At 50.5% G+C, this 12,580-nt stretch carries 10 protein-coding genes; 6 read left to right on the top strand and 4 right to left on the bottom strand.

Features of this window, described 5'->3' with window-relative positions; genetic code table 11:
* Positions 1-56: 56 nt before the first annotated feature.
* Positions 57-2,126 (bottom strand): TonB-dependent receptor, encoded by a 2,070-nt coding sequence (locus AC1DXC_RS00690; protein WP_477457197.1) that lies wholly within the window; start codon positions 2,124-2,126, stop codon positions 57-59.
* A gap of 247 nt (positions 2,127-2,373) precedes the next feature.
* A complete protein-coding gene (locus AC1DXC_RS00685) occupies positions 2,374-3,690 on the bottom strand; it encodes a PQQ-dependent sugar dehydrogenase (protein ID WP_477457196.1) in 1,317 nt (438 codons plus the stop codon).
* A gap of 158 nt (positions 3,691-3,848) precedes the next feature.
* On the opposite strand from AC1DXC_RS00685, the gene AC1DXC_RS00680 reads away from it, so the two are divergent.
* On the top strand, positions 3,849-5,801 hold the full coding sequence (locus AC1DXC_RS00680) for a gliding motility-associated C-terminal domain-containing protein (protein WP_477457195.1): 1,953 nt from the start codon (positions 3,849-3,851) through the stop codon (positions 5,799-5,801).
* A gap of 17 nt (positions 5,802-5,818) precedes the next feature.
* Here the strand turns inward: AC1DXC_RS00680 and AC1DXC_RS00675 are convergent, their stop codons facing one another.
* On the bottom strand, positions 5,819-6,340 hold the full coding sequence (locus AC1DXC_RS00675; protein ID WP_477457194.1) for an NADPH-dependent FMN reductase: 522 nt from the start codon (positions 6,338-6,340) through the stop codon (positions 5,819-5,821).
* A gap of 344 nt (positions 6,341-6,684) precedes the next feature.
* Here AC1DXC_RS00675 and AC1DXC_RS00670 point away from each other — a divergent pair, with 344 nt between their 5' ends.
* From AC1DXC_RS00670 to lepB, 5 genes are read left to right on the top strand one after another with little or no spacing between them, the layout of a single operon-like run.
* Positions 6,685-7,488, top strand: a complete 804-nt coding sequence (locus AC1DXC_RS00670) for a ParA family protein (RefSeq protein WP_477457193.1) — start codon at positions 6,685-6,687, stop codon at positions 7,486-7,488.
* Positions 7,489-7,493: 5 nt separating this feature from the next.
* Complete coding sequence (locus AC1DXC_RS00665; protein ID WP_477457192.1) at positions 7,494-8,414, top strand: ParB/RepB/Spo0J family partition protein; 921 nt, start codon at positions 7,494-7,496, stop codon at positions 8,412-8,414.
* 3 nt (positions 8,415-8,417) lie between these two features.
* Positions 8,418-9,119 carry a DUF5683 domain-containing protein gene (locus AC1DXC_RS00660; RefSeq protein ID WP_477457191.1) on the top strand — a complete coding sequence of 234 codons (702 nt, stop codon included), beginning with the start codon at positions 8,418-8,420 and terminating at the stop codon, positions 9,117-9,119.
* 22 nt (positions 9,120-9,141) lie between these two features.
* A complete protein-coding gene (dapB, locus tag AC1DXC_RS00655) occupies positions 9,142-9,891 on the top strand; it encodes a 4-hydroxy-tetrahydrodipicolinate reductase (RefSeq protein WP_477457190.1) in 750 nt (249 codons plus the stop codon).
* Positions 9,892-9,903: 12 nt separating this feature from the next.
* Positions 9,904-11,370: a signal peptidase I gene (gene lepB, locus AC1DXC_RS00650; RefSeq protein ID WP_477457189.1), complete on the top strand. Its 1,467-nt coding sequence runs from the start codon at positions 9,904-9,906 to the stop codon at positions 11,368-11,370.
* Between the two features lie 209 nt (positions 11,371-11,579).
* On the opposite strand, the gene AC1DXC_RS00645 is transcribed toward lepB, so the two are convergent.
* A complete protein-coding gene (locus tag AC1DXC_RS00645; RefSeq protein ID WP_477457188.1) occupies positions 11,580-12,578 on the bottom strand; it encodes a Gfo/Idh/MocA family protein in 999 nt (332 codons plus the stop codon).
* Between the last annotated feature and the right edge of the window lie 2 nt (positions 12,579-12,580).

Below are 12,580 nucleotides of genomic sequence, written 5' to 3'. Positions count from 1 at the left end.
TTTGCGAACTTCGCGGCTTTGCGTGAAACCAACATTACTGCACTCCTGACTATCCGCTATAAACTAATCCCCAGCCCCGCATAATAACTCCTCGGTGCCGATGGGTTATAATAGCGGTTGCCAATGGCGTTCAAATCGTTGCCGAGGCTATATTTTTCGTTTAGCAGGTTATCGGCACCGGCATAAATTTCCAGGCGTGTTTTGCCGATGGGGTGCTGCCACGATGCTTTAGCCTGCAGCAGGTTGTACTTGCCGGCATACACGGTGTTGCCATCGGTAAGGGGTATTTTAGCGGTATAGTTATGCTGCACGAATACCGAAAAGCCCTGCGGGAACAGCGCTTGCAGGGATGTCACCAGCACCTCGCCCGGTACGCCGGTTAACTTATTGCCCGAGTAATTGTTGCCCGCCACGTTATAATCCCTGAATTTGAAACGGCTGATGCTTGCCGAGGTATTGAACTGCAGGCCACGAATGAAGCGGGTGTTGTTTTGGCGTATGAGCCACCAGGTGAAGACCAGTTCCGTCCCCGGCTGTTTGGTGCCGCCGGCATTGAGGTAGTACTCGGTTTCGTCGGGGTTTAGCTGGCGCACTATGGCGTTATTGATGCGGTAATAAAATACCGAGGCATCAAGCAGCAGGCTTTCATCGTGATTGCGCAGGCGGAAACCGGTCTCATAGTTCCAGCCGAATTGGGCCTGCAAGCCCGTGTTGATGATATTGTTGGTGGGACGCACCTCCGCCGTGGTAGGGGTAGAGTAACCGCGACTAACCGAAGCCCGCCAGATAAAATCATTGGTAATCTGGTAGCTCAGTGCCAGCCTCGGCATCAGTTGCGGACTGAAATAGCGGTCGGTAAAACCAGCCTCGTTCAGCGGTGCCGTGTTCTTGAATTTGTAGTGGTAATAATTCAGGCTGAGGGCGGCTTCGGCATGCAGGCGTTTGTATATATCTGCCGCATAACGTGCAAAAAAGAAATGCTGGTTGGTGTTTATCTTATCAATCTTCTGCACGTTGCCCTTTACACCTTTGTTGTTATCGTAATTACTGATGAGCGAGTTGGTTTGCTGCCACTCCAACCCAAGGTTGAGCTTGCCGCTGTAATTGGGGCTTGCCTTGCCCGCAAATTCGAAGTAGCTGCGCAGGCCGTAGGTGTCCTCGTTTCGTTGCTCGTAATTGGTGATGAAGGGGTTGGCAAAATCTACATGGTTGCCAAACACGGCCAGCACGTTGCGTATGCCCGGGGCCAGCAGGGCATCGTTGGTGATGCCGCCTAAAAGTATTTTGGTGTTGATGCGGATTTTTTGGTCGATAGCGCTTGGGAGGGTTTTGGTGGCCAGCCTTGCCGAGCGTGGATCTGCCTGCATTTGGGCGAGGGTGAGTCCGCCGGGCGTTTGGTAGTCGAGGTCGGAAAATAGTACCGTGCTGCGCAGTTCGCTGTTTTTGGCATATTGCCAGGCGTAGCCGCCCTGCAGGTAGCTGCGGTCCATACGGCTGTTTTGGCGGTAACCATCGTAATTCTGATACGATTGATTAAGGTTGAAACGGTAATTGTTGCCCGACTGCTGCAAGGATACTTTCTGGTGGAACAAGCCGTACGAGCCGCCATTGATGCCTGCTGAAAGGTAGCTGCTATCGGTTTTATTTGCCGGGTTTAATAGCACAACGCCGCCGCTGTTCGCGCCGAAAAGGCTGCCATCGGGGCCTTTCAGTATCTCTATATGGCGGATGTTGGCTATATCGAAAGTGTTGAGGTACGTATTGCCGCCTGCGTCGGTAAGGGGTATCTCGTCGAAATAAACCTTTACATCCCTCACCCCGAACGGCGAGCGTAGCAGGCTGCCCCTGATAGATAGGCGGTAGCTGCCCGGCGAGCGTTCTTCTGCCCGTACGCCCGGCACCGTATTGAGGGCGGTAACAAAGGAGTTATCGGGCTGTAGTTTTAGCTGCTTTGCGGTTAATACGCTTACCGAGGCGGGTACGCTCAACACGGGCTGCTCGCTCAGGTAACCTTTTACGGTAACTGTTTGCAATTGCCGGGTGGTATCGGCTTTGGGCCTGGTTTGTGCGATGGCCTGGCCAGCTAAGAGGGAAAAGACAATTACGGCAGGGTAGATTTTCTTCATATCGATGCAAAACAAAAATGAGGCTCTATCATAAAACTGTTCAATAAAACCATTCGAAATAAAATTTGGCTTTGTGTTCTCTGTGTTTCTCCCTTTGCGTGCTTTGTGGTAAAAAAATTAACCACAAAGAGCACTAAGATTTTGCACAAAGGTCACAAAGATATGTCCTGCTCAAATTTTAATTTGTTGTCCAAAGTGGTTTTTATTTTTGATACAGCCTCATCTAAGCGCAACATTTACAAAAGTTTTACTTTGCTGCCACGCGCCATATTTTATTGCCGCTGTCATCGGCCACCAACAGGGAGCCATCGCGAGCGACCATTACCGCAACGGGGCGACCGTAAACTTCCTGTTTTACACTATCGGCAATAAAGCCGGTCAGGAAATCTTCCAGTTTATCGCCGGGCTTATTATTTGCGAAAGGTAGGAAAGCTACCTTATAGCCCGATAATTTAGAGCGGTTCCAGGAGCCGTGCTGACCTATGAAAGCGCCGCCCTTGTACCTGGCGGGGAATTTATCGCCACCATAAAATGTAACGCCAAGCGATGCTGTATGCGCGCCGAGAGCAAAATCGGGCGTGAGGGTCTTCTTTACCATATCGGGCCGTTTCACTTCGGGCCTTGGGTCTTCATGCTGCCCGAAATACGCCCAGGGCCAGCCATAAAAGCCGCCTTGCTTTACACTGCTCAGGTAATCGGGCACCAGTTCATCGCCCAGTTCGTCGCGCTCGTTCACTACGGTATATAGCGTGCCTGTGCCCGGCTGCAGGGCCATGCCCACGGGGTTGCGCAGGCCCGCACCGTAAATGCTTTCGCCGCTGCCGTCGGGGTTTATCAGCAGGATATTGGCGCGCCTGCGCTCGTTCTCCATGCCATGCTCAGCTATATTGGTACCCGAGCCTACCGACACGAATAGCTTATCGCCCGCTGCGTTGGCCAGCAGGTTACGCGTCCAATGGTTGTTATAACCGCCTGCGGGCAGGGACAGTATCATTTTGCCAGGTTGGTCAATCTTAGTCTGCCCGGTTTTATAAGGGTATTGCCATACGCCATCGGTATTGGCTACGTAAAAGTAATTACCCATAATAAGCATGCCGTAGGGCTGGTTCAGCTTATCCAGGAAAACGGTTTTGGTTTCGGGGATGCCATCGCCATTGGCATCGCGCAGCAAAGTAATGCGGTTGGCGCTTTTATTGAGGTTTTGCGCTGCCGCTGCGCCAATGATTTTGGCACCCAGTTTTTTGATGCCCTTCAGTTCGGTGTTAGCTTCGGAAACCAATATATCGCCATTGGGCGCGATGTATAAATTGCGCGGATTGCTGAGGCTATCGGTAAAAAGGGTCACGGTAAATCCCGCCGGGGCCAGGGGCGCTTTGCCCTTTGGCCAGCCAATTACCTTGCAAAAGTTTTGTACCGATTTGGTTTGAAAAGGAGCGGGGAGGGCAACCGTTTGGCTGTCGGGCGTTTGCAGGGTATCTTGTTTGCTCAGGTCGGCCTTTTTGTTTTGCCAGCATGCTGACAAAGCGATAGCCAATAGCGCAACAGGTGTTAATTTGATTTTCATTTTATATCTTATCCGGTAAATAAATTAATTCCTTAGCGTGCTCCCTTGTTTTGTTGATTGATGTTTTAGCTAATGTTAGCCAATATTGAGAATAAACATGTATCCTACCTTAAAAAGTTTATTTTTGGCGAATTAACTGTTTGTATAACAGTGCACCAATGCGACCAATAAAGCTACTTATATTTATTTTCCTGTTTAGTATCCTTAGTTTGCTCCATGCGCGCGCGCAAGTTTGCAAAGGCAGTTTGGGCGATGCCGTCATCAACCAGGATTTTGGCTCGGGCAACGGGCCGGGCGCGCCGCTGGGCACGCTGGTTACTAGTTATAACTACACAACCAATACCTGCCCCAACGATGGCAGTTACTCTATAGGGAGCGGTACCACAGGCTGTTTTAACAATAGCTGGCATACGGTATTGCAAGATCATACGGGTAACGCAAACGGGTATATGATGATCATCAACGCATCAAACAACCCCGGGCAGTTTTTTGAGCAGCGTACACCCGTGGGGGCTTTGTGCCAGAACACAACGTACGAGTTTTCGGCCTGGGTATTGAACCTCATCCTGCCATCGTCCTGCGGTGGGGCGTCGTCCCGGCCAAATATTACTTTCTCCATAGAAACCACTTCCGGGCAAATACTGAAGACCTATGATACCGGCGACATCCCGCCCACCAGTTCGCCCGAATGGCTAAAAAAAGGAACTTTCTTTACTACCCCGGCGGGCGTAACCGATGTTGTGGTGCGCATGGTAAACAATGCCCCCGGCGGTTGCGGCAACGATTTATTGCTGGACGATATCACCTTCAGGGCCTGCGGGCCGATAGTACAGGCGGGCTTTGCCGGCTCGGCATCGGTTACCACGCAGAATGCTTGCGAAGGCCAGCCTGCCGTTTATGATATCAGCGCTACGGCGGGCGAAGGCTACACCGACCCCGCCTACCAATGGCAGCGCAATTTTAATGATGGCCAGGGCTGGGTGGATATCGTGGGCCAAACCGGCTCGTCTATGCATATAACGTTTCCCAGCAGCCAGGTGGGCGATTACATGTACCGCCAGGGCGTTGCCGAAAGCAGCAATATAGCCTCATTGAACTGCCGCGTATATTCAAACCCGGTTACCATAACGGTTACCAAATACCCGGTGGTGCCTGCCATACCACCCACAGAAGTTTGCGAGGGCGATGTGCTCAGCATTACCGCAACAGGCGGCGTTTTATACAGCTGGACAGGCCCCAACCTGCCCGCCACCAGCCAGAACCCTTTGATTATACCCAACGTAACGGCTGCCGATGCCGGGCAATATAAGGTAACCGTAACCTCGGCACAGGGCTGCGAAACCATTGGCTTTACCGATGTTACCGTAAAGCCAAAACCTGTGATAACGGTGAGCCAAACTGCAACCATATGCCGCTCTGCAAGTACGGTGATTACCGCAAATGCGCCGGGCGCCGCAAGCTACAGCTGGGCACCTGCAACAGGCCTGTCAGATCCCAATGTGGCCAGCCCCATTGCCAGCCCCGATGCAACTACCGTTTACACTGTAACCGTTACCGGCAGCAATGGCTGCAGCAATACCGAGCAGGTTACCGTGAAAGTGATAGACCGGCCCACCGTAGATGCAGGGAAGGATAAGAAGATTTTCCAGGGGCAAACCGTTAAACTGGATGGCAGCAGCACGGGCGAGGTGTTGAGCTATAGCTGGTCGCCCACCGATTATTTGGACGACCCGCATTCGGCAACGCCCACGGCCTCACCGATGGAAGATATTACTTATACGCTCACCGTAACATCGGTTAATAACTGCTTCACCGCACAGGACCAGGTGTTTGTGCGGGTGTATAAGAAAATCGTAATACCCAATACCTTCTCGCCCAATAACGATGGCACAAACGATATCTGGAACATAGAGGCGCTGGAAACCTACGCGCAAAGCACCATCAAGATATTCAATAAGGCGGGTCAGCAGGTTTATGCCAACACGGGCTACGCCAAGCCCTGGAACGGTACGCTCAATGGCAAGCTACTCCCCGGCGGTACGTATTACTACATCATCGACCTGAAGAACGACTCGCCGCTGCTATCGGGCTGGGTGCTGTTGCTGCGGTAACGGGGTTTGCCGGCGTATTAAAACCTGATAAACTTATCTATCTGCTCGTCGGTAAATTTCAGGGTATCGGGTAAAAACAGGTTGCCCTCCGCATCGAATTCGGATTTGATGGCAGCTATATGAATCTTCAGCGGCATTACATGCAGATGGATATAATTGCAAATGCCAGTAAAGTGGTCTACGCCGCGGATGTTGCCGTACTTGCCCGAGGATAGCCCAACCAGCGCAGCTTTCTTCTCATAAAAACTCGCCGGGAAATCGCAGGCATCTATCAGTACTTTCAGCACGCCGGGGAAACTGCCGTTGTACTCGGGTATCACGAAGAGGAACTTATCGGTATCGGTAATCTGCTGCTGTATCTTAGCGAATTCCTCGCTGCGTTTGCCGTAAAGATCGGTACCGATGAGGGTTGCGGGTAAATCGGTAAGCGGCAGCAGATTAGCCTGCACGCCTTTTTCGGCCAGCCGCTTTTGGTAGTAAAGCGAGAGCTTGTAAGTAGAGCTATTGGGGCGGTTGGTGCCCGATATGATGGTGATCATCTGGCTTTTTAATGAATTTTTTAATGTGTGATTTAGCGTGTAACAGTATTATTGTACATCGTGAAATATCGTGGCTTCGCGGTTAGCCAAAAGCACTAAATAACTCATCTATCGATGAGCCGCAAAGTAACGCTCTATAAATCACTAAATCAACAAATAGCCCATGCAATTGGGGAATAAACAGCTAAACGGCCCCTAATTTGTTTGTAAGTTGACAAATGCTGTGGAATTCTGAATTGTTTTAATGCGTATCTTTATCGCGGATAAAAAACAGGGCAAACGAAAAAATTTCTGCTGTGTTTTTACGTTCAAATAAACCGCTTAATTAATTTTGGATATATATAATGGGTAAGATAATAGCTTTGGCCAATCAGAAAGGCGGCGTTGGTAAAACAACGTCATCCATAAACCTGGCAGCGAGTTTAGCAGTGCTTGATTACAAAACCTTGCTGCTCGATGCCGATCCGCAGGCCAATTCCACATCAGGTATAGGTTTCGATCCGCGTAATATCAAAAACAGCATCTACGAGTGTATCATTAATGATATCGATCCGCACGAGGCTATCCAGAAAACAGATACTCCCAACCTCGATCTGCTGCCTGCGCATATAGACCTGGTGGGTGCCGAGATAGAGATGATAAACCTCACCAACCGCGAGTTTAAGATGAAAGCGGTATTGGAGAGCATCCGCAACGAATACGATTTTATTATTATAGATTGCTCACCATCGTTGGGTTTAATTACCATTAACGCCCTTACCGCTGCAGATTCTGTGATCATACCCGTACAGTGCGAGTACTTTGCATTGGAGGGTTTGGGCAAATTGCTCAATACTATCAAAATTGTACAAACGCGCCTGAATACCGCCCTGCAGATAGAAGGTATTTTGCTGACCATGTATGATGTGCGCCTGCGCTTATCAAACCAGGTGGTTGATGAGGTAAAGACCCACTTTGAGGATATGGTTTTCGAAACCATCATACAGCGTAATACCCGCCTGAGCGAAGCTCCGAGCTTCGGGGTATCGGTAATTATGCACGATGCTAATTGCAAAGGCGCGGTAAATTACCTTAACCTGGCCCGCGAGATCATCCGCAAAAATGGCCTGGTGAAAGACGAAGAACTGGCTACTACCCAAACCGCATAAGCCCTATGAGTGTAGAGAAAAGAAACGCCCTGGGTAAGGGCCTAAGCGCGCTATTGAACGATTCGCCGAGCGTAAACACAGGCACAGTCACCGGCAGGCAAACAACGCCCGGCGGGCCCGTATCTGAAACGCAAAGCCTTGGTAACATAGGTGAAGTGAAGATAAGCGAGATTGAGGTAAACCCTTTTCAGCCCCGTACCGAATTCGACGATCAGGCCCTTGCCGACCTGAGCGCATCTATCAAGCTGCAGGGCCTTATACAGCCTATCACCGTTAGACGCATCAACGCGCACAGCTACCAGCTCATATCGGGCGAACGCAGGCTGCGCGCCAGCAAACTGGCCGGGCTTACACAGATACCCGCCTACATCCGCAGCGCCAACGACCAGCAGATGCTGGAAATGGCACTGATAGAAAATATACAGCGCGAAGACCTGAACGCCATTGAGGTGGCCCTGAGCTTTCAGCGGATGATAGACGAGCTGAAGCTGAAGCAAGAAGAACTTGGCGACCGAGTAAGCAAAAACCGCAGCACGGTGACCAACTACCTGCGCTTGCTTAAATTGCCGCCAACCATACAAATATCCCTGCGCGATGGCGAGATAAGCATGGGCCATGCCAAAGCTTTATTGGCGGTTGACGATGCCACCACGCAACTCTTTATACACCAGCAGATCGTAAAGCAGGGCCTATCCGTTCGCCGTGCCGAAGAGATGGCGCGCGATATACAGCAGGCACCCAATAAGCGCGAGGGCAAGCAGCCCGAGCCGCTACCTTTCCAGATGCAAAAGATACAGGACGAACTGGCTTCTAAATTCAGCACCAGGGTTAAGCTAAAAGTTAACACCCAGGGCAATGGATCAATAGAAATCCCGTTCCTATCAGAAGACGACCTGGGGCGCATACTGGAAATGCTGGACTGGTAAATTATGCTTAAACAAAGTTTCGTTATCTTGCTTTTCCTGACCATTGCGGGCATGTGCCGTGCGCAAACTGCCGATACGCTTGTTAGGGCAAAGGATACCGTTAAAGTTATTAAGCGCGATACCGTTGTGCATAGCACCTTCGCGCCCAAAATAAAAAAGGAAAAGGTTTACCACCCTGATAGTACGCATATACCCAGCCTGGCGGTAAAGCGGTCGCTCTTCGTACCCGGTTGGGGGCAGGTGTATAACAAAAAGTATTGGAAAGTGCCGCTGATATACGGTGGCCTTGGCCTTTTGGGTGCTGCCGTAATTTACAACCAACAGTATTTTAAGCAATTTTTGGCCCTGGCCAAACTGACCAAAGTGGGCACGGGCCAAATACCCGCCGAAACCAGCCCCCTATACCCGCTGTATGTTAAATACAAGGCGGAATACGATCAGTATAGCCGCTACGATTACCAAACCCTTGCCGATGCATCTGACAATTACCTGCGCAACCGCGATATAAGCATACTGGGCATACTGGCTGTTTGGGGCATACAGGCCATAGATGCCTACATCGATGCCAAGTTCATCAGCTCTTATACGGTAGATAACAACCTATCCATGCGGGTTACACCCGGTTTCATCAATCAGCCTGTTTATGCATCAAATTTTAATGGTGCGTATATTCCGGGTATAAAAATTACCTTTACGCTTAAATAGTAAGCCGCAATAAGATATAAGGATGAAAATCGCATTATTAGGGTACGGTAAAATGGGCAAGATTATCGAGAGCATAGCCCTGAGCCGTCAACACCAGATCGTACTGAAAATAGATAAAGACAACCAGCACGAACTTACCGTAGAGAACCTGCAACAGGCCGATGTGGCCATAGAGTTTAGCACGCCGGGCACGGTGCTGGATAATATAAATACCTGCCTCGAAGCGGGCGTGCCTGTAGTAGTAGGCACCACCGGCTGGCACAATATGCTGGCTTCGGTACAGCAAAAATGCGAAGACACCGAGGGCACCGTGCTGTATGGCACCAACTTTAGCGTTGGGGTGAATATCTTTTTTCACGTGAATAAGCTGCTGGCCAAACTGATGAACAACTACCCGTACTACGATGTGCAGGTGGAGGAGATACACCACATGCAGAAGCTCGATTCGCCCAGCGGAACAGCCATAACCATCGCCGAAGGCATCCTGGATAACCTGGATGCGAAGAAAGAATGGGTAAATATCCTAACAGGCGGCCCAACGCCCGAAGAAAGCGCCGTAGCTGCCGATCAGCTACTGATAGAAAGCCACCGCATAGATAGCGTGCCCGGCACCCACACCGTAATTTACGACTCGGAAGTAGATACCATCGAATTTAAGCACACCGCACACAACCGCAACGGTTTTGCCCTGGGTGCCGTTTTAGCCGCCGAATGGGTGCAGGATAAACAAGGTTTTTATTCGGTAGAGGATATGTTTAATTTTAATGTTTAACGCCATCATAAAGTGAATATCGTAGGATTTTTTGTTGCCTTTTTTATACTCATCGTATTACAGATTATTGGCCTTTGGAAATTATTCGAAAAAGCCGGCGTTCCCGGCTGGAAGGCTATCATACCGTTTTACAATGCGTACACCATGATAGAACTAAGCGGCAGGCCTGTTTGGTGGTGGTTTTTGCTATTGATACCGGGAATAAATTTTTTGGTTGTTATTGGTATCACTGTCGATTTTGTTAAATCGTACGGCAAACTTAGCCTTGGCCAGATAATTGGTGCAGTTGTATTGCCATTTGTATTCTTACCAAAATGGGGTTTCGACAAAGAAACTACCTATTGGGGGCCATCTGCTACCCAGGAGTTTAAAGACAAGCATCAAAAAAAACTTGCCAAATCATCGGGCCGCGAGTGGACGGAAGCTATCATCTTTGCGGTGGTTGCGGCTACGCTTATCCGTACATTATTCATTGAGGCCTATACCATCCCTACGCCTTCGATGGAGCGCTCGCTGCTGGTGGGCGATTTCTTGTTCGTGAGCAAGGTTAACTATGGCGCACGTACGCCCATGACGCCGGTAGCGTTCCCTTTTGCGCACCATACTATGCCGCTGCTGGGTACAAAAGCCTATTGGGACGGCCTTAAACTGCCTTACTATCGCCTACCTGGCCTTGGCGAAGTGAAGAAAGGCGACGTAGTTGTGTTTAACTACCCGATGGAGGCCGATGCACCATTTAACCGCCCGGTAGATAAACGCGAAAACTACATTAAACGCTGCCAGGGTGCCCCCGGCGATACCATTGCCCTGCTGCATGCCCAGGTGTACGTAAACGGCAAAGCCATGCCTAACCCGCCGGGCGAGCAAACCGATTACACCATCGTAAATAACGGTACCGACCTTAACCCCGAGATAACCGACGACCTGAAGATAACCCAATACGATAACGGTGCTGGCCCAACCATGACCAAGGCATCTGCCGATAAGGTACGGGCCTTTTCAAACATCAAATCTATCACGGCAAACATCAAACAACCCGGTGCTGCCGACCCATCTAACCCGGTGTTCCCCGCTGCTACGCCGCAATACAAGCTGCACGCCAGCGACAAAGATTTTAACTGGAACGTAGATAACTTCGGCCCTATTATCATTCCCCAAAAAGGATGGACCGTAAAGCTGGATAGCCTTACCTTGCCGGTTTACGGCCGAGCCATTGAAGTTTACGAGGGCAACAAGCTAGAGATACAAAACGGCGAAATAAAGATAAACGGTCAAAAAACCACCACCTACACCTTTAAGATGAATTATTACTGGATGATGGGCGATAACCGCCACGATTCTGCCGATTCGCGTTTCTGGGGTTTCGTACCCGAGGACCATATCGTAGGTAAAGCCCTCTTCATCTGGATGAGTTGGGATGATAACGCCTCCTTCCTCGGCAAAATCCGCTGGAGCAGGTTGTTTAGGGGGATTGATTAAGAAACAAAGAAATCCGGTTCAACGAGCCGGATTTCTTTGTTTAACCACCTCGTCCTTGCGAGCGATAGCGTGGCAATCATCGGGTGGAAGGTCCGGTAAGCCGAGAGGCTATGCAAGCCAGACTTGCAAAGTGCCTTTGCTTGCCGAGGGTTGCCACGCTGCGCTCGCAATGACGCGGTGGTTAGGTATGACGGGTAGGGATGATCTTACTACTCCCCCAAAAACTTCAACCCCACCTGCTTTCTTGCTTCATCTATCATCCCAATCATCCCGCGCGACATTTCATAAGGAATAATTGGGCTCTCCACCTCGCCTGCGCGAAGCAGCTCCACAAAGTGCGCTATTTCGTAGTTGAGGCCGCCATCGGTAAAGGGTTCATCAAGCATAACGGTGCGGCCATCGAGGTAGTTGATGGTGGCTTTGGCGGGGTTCCACCAATTTTTGTGGATGGTGATATGGCCCAGGGTGCCGCAAATCAAGGCATCGCCCTTGCCGTGCAAATCGAAGCCGCAGTACACCTGCGCATAACCATGCTCGTGCCTGCTTTGAAATATGCTGAACATATCTATCCGGGTATCATCAATATAACCCATTGCTTGTATCTCTTTTGCCTCGCCCAGCCAGGCGATAGCCAGGTAGGCCTCGTAAATGGCGATGCCCATCAGGCTGCCGCCGGCCAGTTCGTAGCTAAAGTTGGGGTGGTTGCGGTCTATATCTGCCACGGAGGAGCCCGCGCGCACATACGCCACACGGCCTATCGGGTACTGTGCTACGTATTCTATAAGTTTACGGTACAAGGGGAAGAAGGGCGGTTTCATACCTTCCATAAACAGCAGCTTCTTTTCGCGTGCTACGGCAAGCACCTTATCCAGTTCGGGCAGGTTAAGGGTGGCGGGTTTCTCGCAAAGCACCGGCTTGCCGGCATTTAAGGCTTTGATGCAGTATTCGGCATGGCTGTTGGGTAGGGTGGCAATGTACACGGCATCTATATCGCCGGCAAGCAACTCATCTACACTAGTGCAGGCCAAGCCGCCATATTGGGCTACAAAGGCATCCACCGTCTCCGCCCTGCGCGACCATGAAGCCGCCAGCTCATTACCGGGCAAAGAATTAAGGCCCAGCATAAAGCGATGCGCAATGCGCCCGCAACCGATGATACCCCATTTAATGGTTGATTGGTGAGCAGAGAGTGGTGAATGGTTAAGCATAG

The sequence above is a fragment of the Mucilaginibacter sp. P2_D11 genome (genome assembly GCF_056404435.1).
Note: the sequence above shows the minus strand (reverse complement) of the source record. Positions and strands in the feature narration are given on the sequence as shown.

What these genes read in the sequence shown, in the direction of transcription:
- AC1DXC_RS00690 (WP_477457197.1), bottom strand. Translation starts at nt 2,126, where the DNA reads ATGAAGAAAATCTACCCTGCCGTAATTGTCTTTTCCCTCTTAGCTGGC.
- AC1DXC_RS00685 (WP_477457196.1), bottom strand. Translation starts at nt 3,690, where the DNA reads ATGAAAATCAAATTAACACCTGTTGCGCTATTGGCTATCGCTTTGTCA.
- AC1DXC_RS00680 (WP_477457195.1), top strand. Translation starts at nt 3,849, where the DNA reads ATGCGACCAATAAAGCTACTTATATTTATTTTCCTGTTTAGTATCCTT.
- AC1DXC_RS00675 (WP_477457194.1), bottom strand. Translation starts at nt 6,340, where the DNA reads ATGATCACCATCATATCGGGCACCAACCGCCCCAATAGCTCTACTTAC.
- AC1DXC_RS00670 (WP_477457193.1), top strand. Translation starts at nt 6,685, where the DNA reads ATGGGTAAGATAATAGCTTTGGCCAATCAGAAAGGCGGCGTTGGTAAA.
- AC1DXC_RS00665 (WP_477457192.1), top strand. Translation starts at nt 7,494, where the DNA reads ATGAGTGTAGAGAAAAGAAACGCCCTGGGTAAGGGCCTAAGCGCGCTA.
- AC1DXC_RS00660 (WP_477457191.1), top strand. Translation starts at nt 8,418, where the DNA reads ATGCTTAAACAAAGTTTCGTTATCTTGCTTTTCCTGACCATTGCGGGC.
- dapB (WP_477457190.1), top strand. Translation starts at nt 9,142, where the DNA reads ATGAAAATCGCATTATTAGGGTACGGTAAAATGGGCAAGATTATCGAG.
- AC1DXC_RS00645 (WP_477457188.1), bottom strand. Translation starts at nt 12,578, where the DNA reads ATGCTTAACCATTCACCACTCTCTGCTCACCAATCAACCATTAAATGG.